At 46.9% G+C, this 19,781-nt stretch carries 14 protein-coding genes; 3 read left to right on the forward strand and 11 right to left on the reverse strand.

Features of this window, described 5'->3' with window-relative positions:
* Positions 1-400 precede the first annotated feature (400 nt).
* The 3 genes from GSO_RS06280 to GSO_RS06290 all read left to right on the forward strand — a co-directional run bounded on the left by GSO_RS06280 (position 401) and on the right by GSO_RS06290 (position 3,086).
* A complete protein-coding gene (locus GSO_RS06280) occupies positions 401-997 on the forward strand; it encodes a TetR/AcrR family transcriptional regulator (protein WP_010490198.1) in 597 nt (198 codons plus the stop codon).
* Positions 998-1,069: 72 nt separating this feature from the next.
* Positions 1,070-2,053 (forward strand): alpha/beta hydrolase, encoded by a 984-nt coding sequence (locus GSO_RS06285; protein ID WP_010490200.1) that lies wholly within the window; start codon positions 1,070-1,072, stop codon positions 2,051-2,053.
* Positions 2,054-2,123: 70 nt separating this feature from the next.
* Positions 2,124-3,086, forward strand: coding sequence for an alpha/beta hydrolase (locus tag GSO_RS06290; protein WP_010490201.1), 963 nt, complete (start codon positions 2,124-2,126; stop codon positions 3,084-3,086).
* Between the two features lie 146 nt (positions 3,087-3,232).
* On the opposite strand, the gene GSO_RS06295 is transcribed toward GSO_RS06290, so the two are convergent.
* The 11 genes from GSO_RS06295 to GSO_RS06345 form a co-directional block, all read right to left on the reverse strand.
* Positions 3,233-3,847: a type IV toxin-antitoxin system AbiEi family antitoxin domain-containing protein gene (locus tag GSO_RS06295; RefSeq protein ID WP_010490203.1), complete on the reverse strand. Its 615-nt coding sequence runs from the start codon at positions 3,845-3,847 to the stop codon at positions 3,233-3,235.
* 230 nt (positions 3,848-4,077) lie between these two features.
* Positions 4,078-8,424: an FIVAR domain-containing protein gene (locus tag GSO_RS06300; protein ID WP_010490205.1), complete on the reverse strand. Its 4,347-nt coding sequence runs from the start codon at positions 8,422-8,424 to the stop codon at positions 4,078-4,080.
* Positions 8,425-8,866: 442 nt separating this feature from the next.
* Complete coding sequence (gene uidA, locus GSO_RS06305; RefSeq protein WP_010490207.1) at positions 8,867-10,678, reverse strand: beta-glucuronidase; 1,812 nt, start codon at positions 10,676-10,678, stop codon at positions 8,867-8,869.
* Positions 10,679-11,171: 493 nt separating this feature from the next.
* Positions 11,172-11,501 carry an AzlD domain-containing protein gene (locus tag GSO_RS06310; protein ID WP_010490208.1) on the reverse strand — a complete coding sequence of 110 codons (330 nt, stop codon included), beginning with the start codon at positions 11,499-11,501 and terminating at the stop codon, positions 11,172-11,174.
* Positions 11,488-12,198, reverse strand: a complete 711-nt coding sequence (locus GSO_RS06315; RefSeq protein WP_010490210.1) for an AzlC family ABC transporter permease — start codon at positions 12,196-12,198, stop codon at positions 11,488-11,490. Before GSO_RS06315 ends, GSO_RS06310 begins: the two co-directional genes overlap by 14 nt.
* Before the next feature lie 336 nt (positions 12,199-12,534).
* Positions 12,535-12,699, reverse strand: a complete 165-nt coding sequence (locus tag GSO_RS18340; protein WP_010490211.1) for a hypothetical protein — start codon at positions 12,697-12,699, stop codon at positions 12,535-12,537.
* 34 nt (positions 12,700-12,733) lie between these two features.
* Complete coding sequence (locus tag GSO_RS06325) at positions 12,734-13,426, reverse strand: DUF6198 family protein (protein ID WP_044112689.1); 693 nt, start codon at positions 13,424-13,426, stop codon at positions 12,734-12,736.
* 147 nt (positions 13,427-13,573) lie between these two features.
* Positions 13,574-15,016: a C69 family dipeptidase gene (locus tag GSO_RS06330; protein WP_010490216.1), complete on the reverse strand. Its 1,443-nt coding sequence runs from the start codon at positions 15,014-15,016 to the stop codon at positions 13,574-13,576.
* Between the two features lie 67 nt (positions 15,017-15,083).
* A complete protein-coding gene (locus tag GSO_RS06335) occupies positions 15,084-16,925 on the reverse strand; it encodes an ATP-binding cassette domain-containing protein (protein WP_010490218.1) in 1,842 nt (613 codons plus the stop codon).
* Positions 16,912-18,702, reverse strand: coding sequence for an ABC transporter ATP-binding protein (locus GSO_RS06340; RefSeq protein ID WP_010490221.1), 1,791 nt, complete (start codon positions 18,700-18,702; stop codon positions 16,912-16,914). Before GSO_RS06340 ends, GSO_RS06335 begins: the two co-directional genes overlap by 14 nt.
* A 333-nt stretch (positions 18,703-19,035) precedes the next feature.
* A complete protein-coding gene (locus GSO_RS06345; RefSeq protein WP_010490223.1) occupies positions 19,036-19,647 on the reverse strand; it encodes a sugar O-acetyltransferase in 612 nt (203 codons plus the stop codon).
* Positions 19,648-19,781: the final 134 nt, after the last annotated feature.

The raw sequence follows: 19,781 nt of genomic DNA on the forward strand, positions 1-19,781 counted from the left end.
TTTCATACACCTCTGATCCAACATGTCACTGTACAAAACTTAAATTTAGTATACTTTTTTCACTTGTTTTAAGTAAGTATTTCTCATAGGCTTTCCTATGAAGCTTAGTTACGTGCACGGAACTAAATCAGCTTTATAAGGAGTCTGCTTAATGAAAAAAACGGTTTCTATCACTCCCAGTTCTGACATGTTAATCATCCTTGGTCTGTTTTGTGGCGCTTTCGTCACGGGTGCTGATTCGTTCATTATATCGGTATTATTACTGGCAATCGCTAGCAGACTTCTCACACACTAGACCGAAAAAAATTAAGGGAGACGGCTAATTTTTAAAAAAACAGGCGTTGTCAAAAATCGTTTCTTCTGGTACTATTAAATAAAAAATAGTACCAGGGGTGTTCTTTTGACAAAAGATATTAAAGACAACCGAAAACCGGCTACAAAAATAAACGCGTCGTCGGAAATTAAAGACCAAATTCTCCAAACGGTTCTTGTTGTTCTAGAGCAAAAAGGTCCGAAGTTTACAACTGCCGACATTGCAAAAAAAATGGCAACCAGTAAGCGCACCGTTTATAAGTATTTTCCCAGCAAGACCGATTTAATTGACGCCACAATTGATTTTGTTTTTAGTCAACTTGGAACGACCGGCGCATCGGCGGAACATATTAAAAACATTGACCAACTATCCAGAGTTCTTAAAACTCCGCTCTCATTTAACATCGGCTTACTCCTACACTACAGTTTTGATTTCAAAAGATTATATCCCGCTCAATGGGCAAAGATCGTGCGACTGTTGACTCAAATGGAAAATCAAATTTTGAAATTGCTGTACAAGTTTGCCCATCGACCTCTAACCTACGTCGACAAGGAAGTCTTAACGATTATGTTAACAAAGTCCATTGAACAGATCTTCGTTCAATCTTTTACAGCGGACGACCCCAATTACTACCAGAGTGCCATGCAAAGCATGTACGAAATTATCATTTATGGTGTTGCATGAAATCACACAGCATTCTCACCGACCAAACAAAAGCTTCTTCGTTTCCTGTTATGTAGACGAAAGGATATTTTAATGAGTAGTAACTGGAAAAAAACATTATTGATAGCTGGTGCTTTTACAGGGTTATCGACAGCTTTAAAAGTATATTCACAGTTGCGTTATCATCGCAGTTTAAGCGCTACCTTGGTAGAAGGCGCTCTACGACTTTTCGTTAAAGACAAGCGAACTGGTCTACAAGTAAAACAAGATCTTGCACATAAAAAGATGGTAGGTGAAAAAACTTATCATATCCCAGAGCAAATGCACTTTTTAGTTGCCATTAAAAAGACAAAATTTAATAACATTGACATTTATGAACTCAATCCCGAGCGCAACAGCGGTACCGCCATTCTTTATCTTCACGGTGGTGCATATGCTGCTCACCCAACGATTCAACACTGGAAAATGCTAAACAAATTAGCGCAACGGACGAATGCACGGATTATTGTGCCGATTTATACAGTTATCCCATTTGCTACTTACCACCGTGCTTATCAAACCCTGACTGCCCTTTATCAATTGCTAAAAAATGATGACCGAGTGAGGAAAATTATTTTAATGGGTGACTCAGCTGGTGGAGGAATGGCATTGGGCTTAGCAGAATCATTTGCTGTAAAGGATTTGCCCCAGCCCGATAGCCTGATTCTTTTGTCCCCTTGGGTGGATATCACGCTATCCAACCCTGAGACAAAAAAATTGGATACAATCGATCCAATATTAAACCGCCAAGCCCTAATTGCTAATGGACAATTATGGGCGGGAAAAACCGACCGCAAAGATTACCATCTCAGTCCACTCTTCGGAGATGTAGCACCATTAAAGAATGTCACAATTTTTGTTGGCACCCGAGAAGAATTCTATCCCGATATTCTGAAGCTAAACAAAAAGTTGAAGAAACATGGCGTTGTGACAAATCTATTCCATGGTATCGGACAAAACCACATCTACCCAATACTACCGACATGGGAGGCTCGTAACGCTATCCAACAGATGATAGCCGTTATCTTCTCGGTCTAAGCCCAAAACCGATGCTCACCCATTATTGTTTGAAAAATTTCGAGTCGCCCAAAAAGGAGCGCAATTAAACATGTCTTATATTTCTAACGATGAAATGAATCCAGAAATCAAAACAATTGGTCGAATTATTCGCCGGTTGCCACCTTTTCATAATCCCCAAAATTTTTATCGAGCGAATTGGCTAACGGATCATTTTGTAAAGGGGCACTTTCCCAAAGATCTAAACGTCAAACAAGTATTTATACAACGACCTGACAATAGCAAGATGCGAATCCTGATCGTTAGTCCTGTCAGTCCCAAGCCGCTGGCAACGGGTGTACTTTGGTTACACGGTGGCGGCTATGCGGTTGGTCTTCCAGAAACGGATTTACATTATGCAAGAAAGATTCAAAACATTTCCAATTCAGTTGTCGTGATGCCTGACTATCGCCGGTCAACGGAAGCACCTTTTCCAGCAGCACTTGCTGATGCTTATCTTACATTGGTTTGGTTAAAGGAACATGCAACAGCGCTCGGCGTTAATCCCTTGCAGTTGTTTGTTGGCGGAGAAAGCGCTGGTGGCGGTCTCACAGCAGCATTGACATTATACGCACGTGATCAAAATCAAATTAAAATTGCTTTTCAAATGCCACTGTATCCCATGCTGGATGACCAGCCAACTCCTTCGTCTCTGCATAATGACGCACCGGTATGGGATGAACGCAGCAATGTCAATGCATGGAAACTATATTTAGGCAATGACTACGGGCATGAAAACGTGTCAGAATATGCGGCTCCGGCAAGAGCAAAATCTTATGAAAATCTACCACCCACCTATACCTTCATCGGAACCATTGAGCCGTTTTATCAGGAGACGCTAACATACATTTTTGCATTAAGAAAAGCTGGCGTCAAAGCTCAAATTGATATTTACAAAGGGGCATTTCACTCCTTCGATTTTTTCGCTTCCCGAACCCAATTAGCCCAAGCCGCAACAAAAAAATGGCAGAAAGCGTTTAAATATGCGTCAAACCATTACTACTCAACAAAATAAATTCTGTCATTTGCTTAAATTCTAAAAGAGGCATTGAAATCCCGAAAAAACCGGAATTTCAATGCCTTTTCTTGACCTCGCTACTCTTGCTTAAGAATGAGTCCTGGCAATTTCCCTTAAGTAAGCAGTTAATAACAGCACATCTCTTAGACAACACAATCACCTGCAGCGAGAACCTCCAAAAGCTTGGTTAAATTGCTATGGGGGTACAACTGGTCTTTAAGCTTAACAAGTTTCTCATAAGACCTATTATCTTGTCCATAATCATCAAGATAATTTTTAAACGCTTCATTACGCGTATATGGCGCAATATCAGGACGTTCCCAGACATCGAGCAACGTTCTTTCCACTGAGTAAGTTGGCACAATATTCATGTGGGGCGTTTCAACAGAGACAATCCCCGGCGAATAGCGACTTGAGACATAATAGATGGGCACAATACCGTGCTCCTCTAATCGTGAGTGATGATAGCCATATGGGAAAGCCATGACGAATCGATTCGGCATTAAATCAGTCAACCCAAACAGATACAACGAAGTTTCAAGCGCAAAAACGCCCCTGCTATAGCGTTGCGAAAGAATCGCAAAATCATCCCATGTATAACCATCTTCAATATAAACGCCGCGCGCCTCACGCGAAATCCGGCCATTCTTGATAGCTTGTGTAAGCATTGACGAAGAAACGCCGTAACGGGATGCCGTGCCACTGACGAAGGTATGATGTTTCTCCAACAATGCATCGAGTCCTTTACCTTCAGTCATAAACAACCTCCTCATTTTGTTGCTATATACCTTGTATATTCAATATACAAGGTATATAGCAACAATTCAAGGAAAAGCTGTTTGAACGGGAAAAGTTGACTCCCGTCTCTGACCTCTTTAAAGCAGTCACGAACAACACCAAAAATGACTCGCAGTCAGAAAAAATCCAGACTGCGAGTCATTTTAAAATACTATGAAATCGCGAATTGCTGATGCCTCAACGCTTGATACTACTCTTGTTTCGCCTTATCTTTCTCATGCAGGAACCAAGCAAGACCCCCAATGCCAGCAAGTAAGGCAAGTGCTGCTACTGTTACTACCAGTGACAGTTGTGATTCGCCTGTGTTTGGATACTTGTTCTTATTCGAGCTAGACGTAGATTCACTTGCCGGATTGGTTTGATCAGTTGCGGTGGAACTTGATGTCGCGCTGCTTGATGACGATGAAGGTGCCTGGCTGGCGCTTGACGAGTCGCTGCCGCCTGTTGATGATAGTTGACCACCTGCTGCAACGAGGTTGTTTTTCGCGGCTTGAAGTGTGGTGACTGCGGCGTCTAATTCTTGCTGACTCGGCTTACCTGCCAACAGTTTCTGGGCAGCGGTGAAGGCTTGCTGGAACGTGGTCCAACTATCACTCGTGTAGTCGGCTTCTTTGAGTGCTTGCGTTGCCTTGACCAGTTGCGTCAACGGATCGCGGTTAACGGTGATGGCTGCCTTTTTGAAGGTTGCGACGGCTTGGTTGAGGGTTGAAACCGCGTTGGTCACATCGTTTTTGGAAGCAGATGCGTCGGTGAGAACCTTTTTGGCTGCGGTGATGGCGTTCTTCAAAGTTGTCACGGCATCAGCCGGATAGTTGCCTTCATGCTCGCCGGTGACGGCTGCATCGCTAAGGGCTTGCGCTGCATCGACTGCTGCTTGCAAGGCCGATTTATCTGGCTTGGTGTCTGGACTAACCGTTAAGCCATCGTAAGCATCATTTAGCTTCTGCAAAGCAGCATCAACATCGGTTTGAACTGCTTTGTTGTCAGCTAACACTTTCTGGGCATTTTCCAATGCGGACTGGAACGTCTTCCAGCTATCGTCAGTGTACTTATTGTCCGTGTTGGTGACGGTTTTGTCTTTGTCGTAGGCTGTCTGAAGTGCCGACTTATCAGCTTTTTCGCCATTAGTTGGTGTCAAACCGTTATAGGCGTCGTTCAGTTTTTGCAAAGCGGCGTCAACGTCTGTCTGGGTCGCATCGTTGTTGGCCAAAACCGTTTGTGCGCCTGCCACAGCTGTCTGGAAGGTCTTCCAGCTGTCAGCGGTGTACTTGTTGTCGGTGTTGGTGACTGCTTTGTCCTTGTCATAGGCTGCTTGTAACTTCGACTTGTCTGGCTTGGTTGTCGGACTTGGAATCAAGCCGGCATAAGCCGTATTCAGGTTTTTCAGCGCGGTGTCGATGTCTGTCGATGTTGCATCGGTGTTTGACAAGGCCTTCTGGGCAGCGGTCAAGGCTGCCTGGAGTGCCGACCAACTGGCATCCGTGTACTTGTTGTTCGAATTGGTGACGTCTTTTGCCTTGTCATAGGCCTTCTGTAACGCGGACTTGTCTGGGCTGAGTGCCAACCCGTCGTATGCCGTGTTCAGATTCTTCAGCGCGGTGTCAACATCTGACTGCGTTGCGCTGCTGTTGGCCAAAACGTTCTTGGCAGCAGATAAGGCTGTCTGGAAAGCGTTCCAGCTGGCAGTCGTGTACTTGTTGCTGGTGTTGGTCGTGTCTTTGTCCTTGTCATAAGCAGTCTGCAAGGCGCTAAAATCAACACTGTTTTCACCAGGCACCACGCCGACATAGTCCACGGCTAACGTACCGCTTTTGACGGTAAACGTTACGGTGTGTTGGCCATCCTTTAGATTGCGCAGCGTGTACGTCTGCTCAAGGTTGCCGGTTTTATTAGTAGCCGCATTGGTGGCCACCTGTTTGCCGTCCACGGTCACATCCAACTTAGCCGAGCCGTCGTTGCTGCCGCAGATGTCCAAACCGGTACCATTGAACGTGTAAGTTAGCGTTGCGCCAGCGCCGGTACTCTTGGAAATTGTCCGATCACGCACATACATGCCTTGACCGTTTTCGTGGGTCCATTGATTGTTATAAACCAATTCTTTTTGCGGTTTAGCTGACGTGTCATACATTTCCAGGTCGTCGAGTTGTTGTGAATAATACGGCGTGTAGCCTTTAACCTTTTCGACTTTCAAATTGTCAAAGTCAGTATGGTAATAACCACTTCCGAGTGTAACCCGCCCGGAAAGTTGCGTCGTAACTTTGCCGGATGCGACTTCATGGCCATCGATAGACGCGGTGATCGTATCGCCGGCTGCTTGAACCGCAATGTTGTGCCATGCGGTATTGGCAGTATCAAATCCGGAAATCTTGGTGCCGCCTTGGCCGGTCGCAAGATTTCCGCTGATAGTTTGACTACCGATGTGCAGCGACCAACCGCCGTCCTGCCAGAACTTCAGATAAGCTGCCGGCCCGGAATCCGCTTGCTGGCGGACACCGATTGAAGCGTAATTGGCGCTGCCATAAGTACCTTTATCTTCAAACGAAACATCGGTGCTGGCTTTGTAGTTCATCCAGCGATTGTCGCCGATCCAGGCAAGCGCATCCCCGTCATTCCACGCCCCACCAGGCGCCACAACGGTTGAATCCAGTTGCTGGCGGAGAACATAGTTGCCAGACTTGGCATGGCTCGATTGATAACCTTCAAGCGTGCCGTTGCGGTTGAACGTGTAGAGCGGGTAAAAGCCGGAGTTGCCACCACGCGAGCTGATGAAATCTTCAGTTTGCGCCGTATTGCTGGTTCCGTCGGCGTTCAAAGTTGCCACCTTTTTCCCGGCATATTCGTAGTTGTCGGCATAAAGGGTGTTATCTGAAGTGTCATGGCCTTTGCCGTTTGTATCGGTATCCAGCACGGTGCGCTGCTTATCCGTTGGGGTAGCCGGATCTTGCTTCAGATCATTATCTTTTGCTTTATCCAGCGTGGTGACGGTCATCATTGACCACGGCTTCACGGTGACCGTGTAAACTCCTTTGCTATCGGCGCTGACATCGCCCACGTGCTTGAGGTAATTGCTGTTATATGCATCAGTTGCGGTCGAATCAGCCGCGCGGGTTTCCCACTCTTCCAGCGACGGGTTGCCTTTATAGCCCATATTGGTCGCTGCAATCTGGTAATGCTTCGTGTACTTGCTGTCGTTGACAATGACCGTCGAAAAGTTCTTCTTGTCCGGTGAAGCAAGGGTTAAGTAATTGGCTAAGCCATTGCGGCCGTTGACAGGATTAGATCCGGTGGCTGTCGAAGCACTGGCTTGAGAAACTACCCGCCAAACGCCGGAAGTATTGTCGCTATTTTCCCAGCCGAGCTTGGCAAACTTGCTGAACTGTGCCAGTACGTCAAGCGCGACATCGTTGTTCGTCCAACCTGACCACGGATCAGTTGCCTGCAGCACACTCTTCGAAGAATACTGCCCGCCTTCATAAAAGGCTGCAATGGCTGGCTGATAAATGAAGTTCGTCCGCCGTGAATCGGTAAAGCCTTTGACAATGGTGTTGGCCATTTCTAGCGAACTCCCATTACCGCCGATCCCAGTGCCTGAGTTAGGCCGATAATCGGAATTACCAAAGGTTGCCTGAGCTTCACTATTCCAGACTTCCTTGTTGTACTTGTCCGCCAGGGTTGTAAAGCTTTTGGCACTGTCGTCTTCAGTTGAATAGTGGTAGCCGGCTGCGGTGATGGCGTTGCGCAGCGATGAATCCGACACCATCTTTTTACCAAAACTTCCGACACCGACTTCATCTGAAATCACGACCTTGATGTTGTTATAGAGTTTGCGTTCGGTATCGTTCTTGAAGCCAGTTGTGTCGGTTTTGACCCGATTGGCGTATTCCTTTGCCCAGGTCAGATCCGGTGCGTGTTCGTTTAATCCAGGGTTGACGTAATCGACCATGTAGCCGTATTTACGATACGCGGCCAAAATCGAATTTTTGTACCAGGTGTAAATCTGGTCGTTGGTTTTGGCCCAACCCTGTGCGTTCCATCGCAGAATCGTCACTTTGAGATTCGGATTGAGTTTCTTGGCGTCAGCGGCCAGCTGAAAACCTTGGTCGCGAGTTACGTTGGCGCTTTCCGATTCGGTTCGTTGGGTAGCAGGCTCTGAACCGGTAGAGTTGTTGCGATCGTTCCCCATTTCCAGTTTGACGTTGGTCATCAGGGGCTGACTGCCGCCAAACAGGGTTTTCATCATTTTCGCATAAACGTCAGGGTGCTCGGACTTGTAATCCATCAGCAAGGCGCTGGTACCATTGCCGCTGAGAACCCCGAAGCCTTTAAACGTGAGCCCATTGGTGTTGTTGCTGGCAATATCGTTCCCGTCCAGCTTAACGGTGACAGGATCTTCCGGATTCTGCGTTGCCGCCCGGGTCGCCGATGGTATCATCAAAAATAAAACCATGGATGCTGCCGCGACAGCCGTTGCAATGCTGGCCCAAAGCCATTTTTTGTTAAAGCTTCTGGGCCGCCAGCCAATTATCTTTGCTTTCATTTGCTCGTTTTCCTCCCATTTTGAACGTGAGCCAGCGTGATTAAGCGCCGGTTTTCGCGTTACGATGTCGTCTACGGTTCACTGTCAGAAAAGTAGGCAAGCCCCCTTGAATGGTCAAACGTTAAATCGCTTACTGAATGCGCTTACTAAAAGAACTCATATATTAGTATACATGTTGAAGTATTGATGACAACAATTTTTATAAATTTATTTCAAATTTGTTTGTATAAAAACAATGTACCGCCTGTCATGAAGCGTTTTCTACCACCCAAAAATTTTTATCAGCTGAATGATAAGCTTTTCAAGACAAAAAAATACCAAACAACCGCTTCTTTCGCAGAAACAGTTGTTTGGCATTGGCCATGCGAAACCAAACCCATCAGATAGCGCCGAATGGGTGCAGCATCGCTAAATGAACCTTTAGTTTGACGCGGAATTCAAGTTACTTGGCCTTATAATCCAGCGGCAGCTTGTTCCAGCGATCGTGGTAGAAGAAGGCGGCTTCTTTTGGCTGACGATCGCGGGTGAAGATCCCTTTCTTGTTACCGTTGACCCGCATGTTACCTTCAACGGTCTGGAAGTCAGCAAGGTTCCACACTTGTTCGCCTTTGATAAAGTCATAGTCATCAAAGACGCGGCTGAACATTTTCAGCACTTCAACTTGATACTCTTCAGTCCACATCACGCTTGGCAGCTTGTGCAAGCCAGCTTCGGTGTCGGCACCGAACTCGGTGAAGACAACCGGCTTCGTGACGCCGGCCTTTTGCCACTTGTCCATTTCATCACGCAGACCGGCTTCCCCATCGGAAATCTGGTAGCCGCCAAAATGATACCAGCCAGGATACCGATTGAGCATGTAAAAGTCTGGGAAGTCGAGCACTTTGGACGTTTCGATGGTGTCGTCTTCGCTCAGGGTAAAGGTCCGCGGCCGACTTTGTGGGTCAAGATCCTTGGACTCGTCGAAAATCTGTTTGAAGTAAGGAACCGCATTTTCATCAATCGTATCGGGTTCGTTGAAGAGGCTCCATGCCAGAACGGATGGGTGGTTCTTATCGCGTTTGATCAAATCACGGATCTGGTCAATGTGGCGTTCATGCAACTTCTTAAGCCATGGGCCTTTAAAGAAGGACTGGTTCAAGCCGCCAAGAAAGGCTGCCGCGGCCATTTTGAAACCAACCGCTGGCACTTCATCTGTCAGCAAGAACCCTTCTTCATCAGCGATCTTATAAACCTGTTCGTCATATGGATAGTGCGAGGTACGGAAGGAGTTTGCGCCGATCCAATTCATCAAGGCAAAGTCCTTCTTTTCGACATTCAGGTCAAAAGCACGGCCGGCAAATGGCGAATCTTCGTGACGGCCGAAGCCTTTCAGGTAGATTGGCTTGTCGTTGACCAGAATATCGGTACCGGAAATTTTAATGGTTCGAATCCCGATGCGATCCGTATAAGTATCAACCGGCGTCTGCGCGTCATCGCCCACCTGAATGGTCAGGGTGTAGAGATAAGCGTTGCGGACCTGCCAAAGATGGGCGTTCTTAACCTGCAAAGCGCCTTCCTTGCCTTGGGCAGTTGCCACAACCTGGCCGTCAGCATCGGCCAAACTAACCGTTACGGGCGCATCCCCGTTGGTTGTCACCGTATAGTTCACGGTGGCGTCTTGGCCATTTAATTCAAACGTGGTGGTGTAATCCAACACCCGCTCCTGTGGCAACGTCAGCAAATGAACGGACCGGTTCAAGCCGGAGTAATTATAAAAGTCAAAGAATGGGCGAACCATTTTCTTCCCATTCCGCAACGTGATCGTGTCGCCGGCTGGTAAGGCTTCGCGGGACAATTCGTTGTTGCCTTTGACAACCACGGTGTTTTCGGCGCCGTAATGAACGGCGCTGCTGATGTCAGCGGCAAATGGCAGGAAGCCGCCTTCATGCGACCGAATTTCTTTGCCGTTCACAAAAATCGTTGCGCGGTGGGTAACGGCATCAAACCGTAGAAACAGTGCTTTGCCTTTAGCCGCAGACGGAACGAAAAACTTGCGGCTATACCAGAAATCCCCGGTATATTCGCGGCTCGCTTTATCGGTAAAGAAGTCATTGAAACTAGCCGGTACCGGCATCGAAACGCCATCGTAAAAGCCGGTCTCCCAGCCATCTTTCACGCCTTGTTTCGTTTCATCAAACTTAAATTGCCAAAGTCCATCCAGTTTCTGATCAGTGCGCTGATCATTTGTCACTGGGTACAACAACGATGTTTCCATGCAAAAAGCCTCCATTTCAAGTTTTACGGGTGCGTTTTCTGAAATCGCTTTCACCTTGTAGTGTACTTATTTTAGTAAAACTTGTCAATGGCTATTTTGTTTGTGTCTTAAAATTCTGATATATGAGTTAATGGGGTGGTTGTGAATTTAAGTTAGGCTCAATTATTTGTTTTTACTAAAAAACATTACCGTGCCAAACTACGCAATCTCCGGCGGGTCTGGGCTGGCGACCGCGAAGCTAGAGTGGTGGGCACGACTTTGAGCCTCAGCAAAACCGGCTGAGTCTCAAAGCTCGGCCTTGTACTACGCTGGGAAGCCCGCCCAGCTAGTACAATCTCACCACTGAGCCCGCCCCGCCTCCGATTGCTCCGCCTTGGCACTAGATATTAACAATTCTAACTAATTATTCATTCGAAAATAAAAAAGCGAACTATTCATTCGCCTTTGTTCAACAACTTTGAATTATGACTCAACACCGCACGCTCTTTACTCCTTAGGCCCACCCTAACAACCGCAAAACAGCCATAGAAGCGACACCTGCGACAACGACAGCGAATAAACTTTTAGTGATGATTGCAACGCCGATGGCTGGCAGGGATGCGAATAAATTGGGCCAGTTGACGCTCGGCCAGTGACCGACGTGGATGACGAGGAGATTTTCTACAAAAATGGCTGAGAGGATGGCTACCGGAACGAAACTCAAGAAGTGCAGCAGCCACTTGGGGATCGTCATGCGTTTGACCAAAACGATCGGCACCACGCGTAAGAGCCACGTTGCTAGTCCACAGCTCAGGATTGCGATCAATGTGTCAGGATTTTGCATGACGTTCTACCCCCATTCCAAATAAACAGCCAATCACCGTCGCGACAATAATCGCGGTTGTGCCGGGTAAATAACGCACCAGTAGCACCATGGCGACGGCGACCACGCCGGCGACACTTAAATGCCGCAGGAACGGTTTTGACCGATCCGTAATCATCTGCAAATAAAGGAGACCGATGAACATCGCGACAACGGCAAAGTCCAAGCCGAAATTGTCCGGATTGGGAATCATCCCGCCGATGACGGCACCTAAAAGACTGGCAACAAACCAGACTAAGTAAGCCCCGACATTGACCGTATGGAACCATGGTGCATTCAGATGGTGGTTAGTGTAATTGAGTTTGTTCATCGACAACGCAAAACTTTCGTCTGTCAGCAAGGTACCGATCAGCACATTCTGGGTCATCGATTCATCTTTTAAATAAGGTGCCACGGTCATGGACATCAAACTCATCCGCGCGTTAATCAAGGCAGTCGAGATTACCATGGCGCCAACTGGGCTGCCGGCAGCCAACATGCTTACCAATACGAATTGCGCTGATCCGGCATACACGATCAGCGACATGAGCCCGATCATCAGCAGCGACAAGTGGCCGGTTTTTGCCACAATCCCATAAGCCATCCCCACCGTAATATAGCCAAACACTGTTGGCATGACATCATGGATGCCACTTCGAATCGTCAGCTCATCGTTCATTCCGGTCCCTCCGTCATTAGTATATTAATGTTAGTGTACTATTTACTAAGAAGGTTGCAACCGAAATCTAATGGAAAATGCTGAGCCTGCTCGCAAAAATCGTGTCCTCAACGTCAACACCCGATCACGCTGAAAGAGTATTTCCCAGCATGATCGGGTGTTGAGGTTTACCTATGAAAAAATGAACGGCATATACCGCAAGCAGCAAAAAGTGTAACTACCCTAAAGAACCATTTGCTAAAAAATGATATTGCCTCGATTACCCATGCCAAGATATTGCGACGCGACCTGGGTCAGAAAGTCGACAACCTTAGGCGACAATTTTTGGCCAATCGCTTAGGGTTGCAGGCCGGTTCTAATTTCGTAGGCAATTCCTTCCTCATTGTTGCCTTTTTGTCTCCGCTCTTCGGCATGTTTCAAAATTTCCAACTCCGGACCGGTGGTGGTTGGATCGGCGATAAGCGCCGGCAGTTGGCTTAAAACTGATTCTTTTCTTTTCATTTCGGACACCTTCCTAACTAACAAAAATCTTTCTTCACGCCTGCCCATCAGGTGTTACCTTAAAGTCATGTTTCAACTGCGGCCAAACATGCTCGTCGGCCCACGCAATGATCACGCCATTGCCCAAAAACGAGAACACCGTTGCCACATTAATCCCCAGCAGTTTACCGGTCGCGATCCAAGCCACAATAGCCACGATGATAGGTGGAATGAAATCGGCAATCTGTGAGGCGGTTGCGTTGCCTTTAAAATACAGAAACCGCAAAATGTTGGTGGTGTCATCGTTGGGATGCATAATAATGTTGGCGCGCTGATACAATGAGATCGCTACGCAAAAGCAGAAAACTCCGAAGCAAGAAACAAAGATTCGAGCCAGCACCGACCAGCTGCCAAGGCCGAGCCATGTGAACACCCAAGTAAAGACATTGACAAAATAACTAAAAAACAGCGTGTAAATGATTTCGCCAATCAAGCGGGGCCAGTCCCAATGGTGGATGAGGATTAAGTTGGTCAAGGCGTTAAGCACCCCAAACGTGAACAGCACGGCGCCGATGTTCCAGCCTTGCCAATCGTTGAGGTTAATCGCCGCTGCCGTCCACAGCCCGCTACCCATTGCGCCAACAATACAAAGTCCATTTCCGGCAGCATTGAGCACTAGTCCGACAACCAAACCGATCCAGCGTTCTGTTTTTGTATTTTTAATGAGCTGACCTTCTTTCTGCTCCATTGTCTTTTCTGAAACATCTTCTCGACCATTATAAACGCCCAACCGCATTGATGAGAACTCATCAGTACGATTGGGCGTTTTTTTGGTGAACGTGTTAAGATGTGTGACTGTGTTTGACGCGCATTCACGGCAAAAGTCAGCCGTTTTTTACAGCTCGCCACCTTTTTCAAAAGTCGGCGTCATTTTTTCTGCTCGAATGCAAACCAACCGATGCAGTAAGTATTGCAAATCGTTCGTGATCGTCGCGGCGGTTTCGGCATTCAATTTGTCGTGCCAAGCTGGCAGGTTTTCCGGTTTCACATCAGAAAATCCTTCGTCGCCTTTCGCCACTGCCGCGCGCCCTGCTGCGAAACCAAACTTGCGGCTTTCCGAAACGGCTACTTCGGCATCCCAATTGTGTTCAGCGAATAACGGATCAGCAACCATCGCAATCAGCTTGTTCAGCCAATAAAAGCTGGCCGTCGAACTTTTGTCGGTCGGCGTGTACTGGAAGTTGTCCGGTGTAGTCGTGCAGTTGGCGAAGAACGGTACCGGCGTGTTGAAAATGTTGACGCCTTCTGCAAGCCAATGAATCGCCGCGTGCGCTTTTGGCATGTTCGGCCGAATCTGCAAAATATGCATCTCCTGATTCCGATTCATCCCGATCGGCCGGTAACGCTTGCGGGTTTCCGGCGTGCCTGTCTGCCCGTATGGATCAAACTCGGTGGCTTGATAGTGACTGCTCAACACCAGCGCCACATCTTCAACCGAAATCAGGTGACTAGGCACCCGACTGAACGGCATGGTCCGGCTCTCGGGATCTTGCACAACTTCCGGATTCAGCATTTTCTGGGCATACCAAACGCGCGGCGTGTTGTAATAGTGATCCGCCTGGGTATCTTCACCGAAAATATCGCGGAAATTAAAGCCTTCCTTGGCCTTATTCAAGTGATAACGATCAGCAAAGTCTTTCAGATCGGTACTGTATTGAAAATGTTCCGGCGCATTAAAATCAATTTCCTGAATCCCGGTCTGGTTCGGCGCGAGGACATAACTGTCGTCGGGAATGCGTTCAGCCGCCCAATGATGGCCGCCAACCGTTTCAAAATACCAAATCTCGTTCGCATCGGAAAAGGCAATGCCGTTACTCTCACAAGTGCCATACTTGGTCACCAAGTCACCTAGACGCTGCACGCCTTCACGTGCGCTGTGAATGTACGGCAGCACCACTGTCAGCATCGCTTCTTCGCCAATGCCATCTGGCTCAAGCGGATCCAGTCCCAGCATCGTGGTATTCGTAAACTCGGTCTCGGTCGCACTCATCGCCACATTGTCACTGTTGATCCCGGCCTCGCCCCATGTGCCATCGCTCGTGTCAGCCACCGGCATACAGGTATACTGCAAAGGCGACTGCGGTAAATCCAACTGAAACCCATTAAACGTCGACACATACCGTTGCGGCTGCTCATCCGGCTTCACGACAATAAAACGCTTAGGATTAATCCCGCCAGCCGCATCCTCATTCCGGGCAATCATGGTCGACCCGTCAACCGACGCCTTCTTGCCAACCAGCAACGCGGTACAACTCAAATGACTCACAAACTGATTCATAGACCCGCTTCCTTTCAATTATTTTTATGATAGCACTGGTTGGGGTGCGGATTTTCAAAAAGTTGCTTTACTCACCGGCTGCACCCAAATGAGCATCAAACGCATACATATCAGCTTGACTATGCCACAATTCCCGAAAATAGGCTGATTGGCGAAGTAGTGAACTTTTCGTGCCAATGCCATCAATCCGCCCATCACGCATCAGAATAATTTTGTTGGCCAATGTCACCGCGCCGATTCTGTGGGTGATAAAAAGTGACGGAGTATCTTGAGACACTTGCTTGATTTTTGAAAACAATCTTAGTTCTTTAATTGGATCCATGGCGGCTGAAGGTTCATCCAGAATCTGGTAAATGCCATGTTTGTACTGCGCTCTGGCAACGGCAATTTGCTGTCGCTGACCGCCACTGGGTTGAAAATTTTCCTGACTATAGGTGCCAATCGCCGTTTTCTCTTGATTTTGCAGACGATCGGCCCATTTAGCAATGCCACTACTCATCATGACGTCACGCAAGCGCCTCTGATCCTGGTCGACACTCGCCGAAATGTTCTGGGCAATTGAAAAATCAAAAATAGCGTAATCCTGAAACACGACTTTAAACAACGAAAAGTAGTCCGCTTGAGTAAACTTAGAAATATCCTGACCATTGAACAGAATTTTCCCTTTCGTTGGTCGATATAAGCCCAATAACAATTTGACCAAGGTGCTCTTGCCACTTCCGTTCACGCCAACCAACGCCGTTACGCCCTGCAAATCAAGCTTTAGGGAAATATCGTGCAACACCTCCGGACCATCAGCATAGGCAAACGACACATGAACAAATTCAATCACATTCTTCGTTTGAAGCGGGAGTGTGGCACTGCCAGAAGAGGCGGCAGGTTTTTCTGGCGGTAAAATGTCGCTGGCATACTGCATCTGATTCTGGAAACGAAGAAATTGCTGCCAAGTCGCAATCATCACGCTAACGGCACTCGTCATCTGCACAACACTGCCAAACAAAGTATTCAACTGGCCAATCGGTAACAAGCCTTCTTTTATCTTAAAAACAACCAGGATGAACAACACAAGTGTTGCAAAAGAAGCCATGATCGCCGTCACAATTTGCGACAGGCTATCGTTGATAATCAGCTTATGATTGGCACTTTTTTCACTTTTCCAGGTAGTTCGATACCGATTTTGAATCGGTTCGCGCAAGCCCCACATTTTAATGGCTTTAATATTCTCATACGAATTGACGATATTCATCAGAAAATAGTTCATCTTACGTTCCAAGTTCATTAAATACTTAAAAAGCTTGATATTCGAGTGTGTCAACTTTTGATAAATCAGGATTAGTCCATACTCACCCAACATGATCAGCAACAAAGACATGACGATGACAATTGCCAACTTGCCGCTCTGGGTGGCCCCGACCATGACAATCCACCCAATCAGCCCCAAACCAGCAATAATCGTCACCAGGCTCTGTATGAAATTTTGAAATTGAGTAAAGAACGCCGGAATGCCGCCAGAGTAACGAAACGATGCTTCACTTTTCATCATCTTTGAAAAATACCCTTGTGTCTCGAGTTGCTGAAAATCAACCTTTTCCCATGCCTCATAAATCGCTGTCTTCAACCGCTCATTTGCACGAACCGAGGCAATGTCCAAAAATCGCTGTAAAATGGCAGCCCCGACATAAGCCATTGCTGCCGCACTATAAAAGTACAAAACGATCCGTATAATCGACTGTGGCCGATTAGATAAAATTTGATTTAAGATCTGCGTGTTTCCCAAGATCACAATCAGTGGCGCGACCGCATTCAAGATACTTATCAACAGCGTTAAGCCGAATAAGCTCTTCCCGAAACGATAAATAAAGCGGACTGTTCCGACCGCGTGGCGAATTTCTGTTTTACGATGCTTCATGGCGGTCACCTCCAACATACAATGACCTCTGTGCCGACCAAAGTTTGCGATAATAATCACAGTTTGCTAGCAGCCAGCCGTGACTGCCAGAAGCGATAACGGTACCATCTTTCATGACCAAAATCTTGACATTCTCAGTTGCCAAAGCCCCCAGCCGATGCGTCACGATGATCGTTGTTTTCTGACTTAGCTTTGCGTCAACCAGTGCATAAAACTGCTTTTCACTAATCGGATCAAGCGCCGAAGTTGGCTCATCGAGGATATTAATATCCGCCTGACGATAAAGAACTCTGGCAAAAAGTATCTTGTCCTTTTGCCCACCTGAAAGTTGAATACCATTTTCATTCAACTCATTGCCAATGAATGTTTGAATACCATTGGGCAGACCGGCGACAAAATCTCTCAATCCAACTTCATCAAGCACTGCTTCAACGCGCGCTGTGTCAACCTGTTGCGGCGTTTTACAAGCCACATTTTCTGCAATCGTAAAATGGAGGATCACGTCATCCTGAAATTCGACCGCCTCTCGCTGGCGCATGGTTGCCGGCGCCCAAGTCGCAATATCTTGGCCATCAATCGCCACCGACCCTGAACTTGGCGTATATAAACCGCACAGTAATTTGACCAGCGTTGACTTGCCCGCGCCATTCTCACCGACAATCGCAACTTTCTCTCCTGGCTTGACGAAAAAATTGATGTCATGCACAAGCGCGGTTCCATTCACCTGATAAGCAAGATGCTGAACTTCAATTTGACCTGACCCACTAACCTTCCGCTCTTTTGCGCCGCTGTCTTGGCGGTAAGGGAAGGCCATAAATTTTCGAAAATTATCAACAAAAACCAAATTCTTCCCAACCGTCACATAAGCATCTCTAAAATTACCAAAGTTCAGGTTGAGTGTTTGAATCGCGCTGATCGCAAAAAGTAGACTTGCAATCGAAACGTTTCGCAACGCAATCAAAATTAACAGCGACAACGCCAAGCCGATAACGTTAACCAGTCGCTGTCCTAGATTAATAATCAGCGAAAGATTTGAGTAATGGCGTTGCCAGGTCACCAGCTTTTGAATCAACGCTATAAAATGCTGATGAAAAAGATCAAACATCGCAAATAAGCGAATATCTTTTCCCGTTGAGCGTTTCATCAACGTCCGCACAAAATAACTTTGATAACTGGTAATCCGATTTTGTTCACCTTTATGTTTGAAATACCATTGGTTGCCGATGCGCTGAAAGGCATATTGTAAAAGATTCAACCCCAAGACAATGGCAGCTGGCCAAATACTCAAAATTCCCATCATGCCCAGCAGAACGATAATTTGGCAACCCGTTCGAATCAGCGTGACCGTCTGCGCGATGATCGCTCCAATCCCAACATTTTGCCCGTTATAAATCGCCTCGTAAGCTTGATCAATAACCGCTTTTCCTTCTACCGAATCAATCAAACTTTGTCGCCAGCCAAAAATATGCTCAGAGAAAACCGGCACATAATCAAACCGAAAATCAAACGTCAGCAAAGTCAGGCGTTGTTGCAAAAATAAATCAAAGATTCTGATAGCATACACACCGACCCCAGCAAGCAAAATGATCAAAATCACCATAGCCAGCTTCAGGTCTTTCACTTGGATAAGAACAACCGCGAGCGAAGGCAACAGCGATATCCCCGCAACATACACGCTCTCAACCAAACAAAGCCCCAATAAGATCACGACAAATTTGAGTCGATATTTAGCGGCAAATTTGGAAAATATGTAGAACCAGTTGCTTCTTTGACTCATAGCGGTCATTCCTTAATCAGAAATACGCGTCTAAAGGGCGTGCTTGTCACAATCTGCGTTTTATGTTAAATAAATTAGAATGATTTGATATTAATGAGAAAATACTCCTAGAGCAACTAAGTGTCAACCTTTCTGAAATGGAAGTGCACTTAAAAAAGATCATGAAAACTCATTCCTGCTGCCAAATAAAAGCTAGCAGAAAGATGTTTTCATGATCTAGATCTGTCATATTTGACCATTAATTTGATGAGGATAGCACTGATGCGTTAAGCAATCTGAAGAAAGCACGTAAATGCCATGTTCAGCCCCCTATAAAGGTTCGTGCTGTCCATTTCAAAGCGACTCAATGTCAATCGGCTTCCCATGATCATACGTCTTTCGATCGTCATCCGTAATCTCACGAACAACCCGACACGGTGAGCCGAATGCCACGACATTAGCCGGAATATCGTGCGTAACTAAACTACCGGCGCCAATGACGCTGTTATCGCCGATCGTCACGCCGGGCATGACCGTGACATTGGCACCAAACCAGCAATTCCGGCCGACATGAATCGGTTTATTGTATTGATATCCCTGTTCACGCAAGCCCGGATCAATCGGATGCGTGGCGGTTACCAAGGTTACGTTGGGGCCAAACATGGTTCGATCACCAACGTAAATATGCGTATCATCAACCAGCGTTAAATTGAAGTTTGCATAAATACCACTGCCAAAATGAACATGGGCGCCACCAAAGTTAGAATAGAACGGCGCTTCGACGTAACTTCTTTCACCGATTTCTGCAAACATCTTTTTTAGCTGGGCGAAACGTTCTTCCTGATGGGTTGCTGGAATGCGGTTATAAACGGCCACTTCATCAATATCGGCCAGTTGTTCTTTTTGCAAATCCGCATCCATCGGCTGGTAGAGTGCGCCATTGTGCATTTTTTCTTGGATTGTCATGCGATGATCCTCCTTTTTTACTCGTTCTCTCGCTAAATCGTATCACAGTCTCGGTACTCACCATAATGAGCTTTCTAGTTTACTCAAAAGGCCACTGGACAAAACCCCGCCCAGTGGCCTTTTGCATACTCTCG

The sequence above is a fragment of the Lacticaseibacillus zeae DSM 20178 = KCTC 3804 genome (genome assembly GCF_000260435.1).
Lineage (GTDB): Bacteria > Bacillota > Bacilli > Lactobacillales > Lactobacillaceae > Lacticaseibacillus > Lacticaseibacillus zeae.

Excerpts from the sequence above, each read along its gene's own strand:
- GSO_RS06285 (WP_010490200.1), top strand. The coding sequence starts at position 1,070 with ATGAGTAGTAACTGGAAAAAAACATTATTGATAGCTGGTGCTTTTACA.
- GSO_RS06290 (WP_010490201.1), top strand. The coding sequence starts at position 2,124 with ATGTCTTATATTTCTAACGATGAAATGAATCCAGAAATCAAAACAATT.
- GSO_RS06295 (WP_010490203.1), bottom strand. The coding sequence starts at position 3,847 with ATGACTGAAGGTAAAGGACTCGATGCATTGTTGGAGAAACATCATACC.
- GSO_RS06300 (WP_010490205.1), bottom strand. The coding sequence starts at position 8,424 with ATGAAAGCAAAGATAATTGGCTGGCGGCCCAGAAGCTTTAACAAAAAA.
- uidA (WP_010490207.1), bottom strand. The coding sequence starts at position 10,678 with ATGGAAACATCGTTGTTGTACCCAGTGACAAATGATCAGCGCACTGAT.
- GSO_RS06310 (WP_010490208.1), bottom strand. The coding sequence starts at position 11,501 with ATGCAAAATCCTGACACATTGATCGCAATCCTGAGCTGTGGACTAGCA.
- GSO_RS06315 (WP_010490210.1), bottom strand. The coding sequence starts at position 12,198 with ATGAACGATGAGCTGACGATTCGAAGTGGCATCCATGATGTCATGCCA.
- GSO_RS18340 (WP_010490211.1), bottom strand. The coding sequence starts at position 12,699 with ATGAAAAGAAAAGAATCAGTTTTAAGCCAACTGCCGGCGCTTATCGCC.
- GSO_RS06325 (WP_044112689.1), bottom strand. The coding sequence starts at position 13,426 with ATGGAGCAGAAAGAAGGTCAGCTCATTAAAAATACAAAAACAGAACGC.
- GSO_RS06330 (WP_010490216.1), bottom strand. The coding sequence starts at position 15,016 with ATGAATCAGTTTGTGAGTCATTTGAGTTGTACCGCGTTGCTGGTTGGC.
- GSO_RS06335 (WP_010490218.1), bottom strand. The coding sequence starts at position 16,925 with ATGAAGCATCGTAAAACAGAAATTCGCCACGCGGTCGGAACAGTCCGC.
- GSO_RS06340 (WP_010490221.1), bottom strand. The coding sequence starts at position 18,702 with ATGAGTCAAAGAAGCAACTGGTTCTACATATTTTCCAAATTTGCCGCT.
- GSO_RS06345 (WP_010490223.1), bottom strand. The coding sequence starts at position 19,647 with ATGACAATCCAAGAAAAAATGCACAATGGCGCACTCTACCAGCCGATG.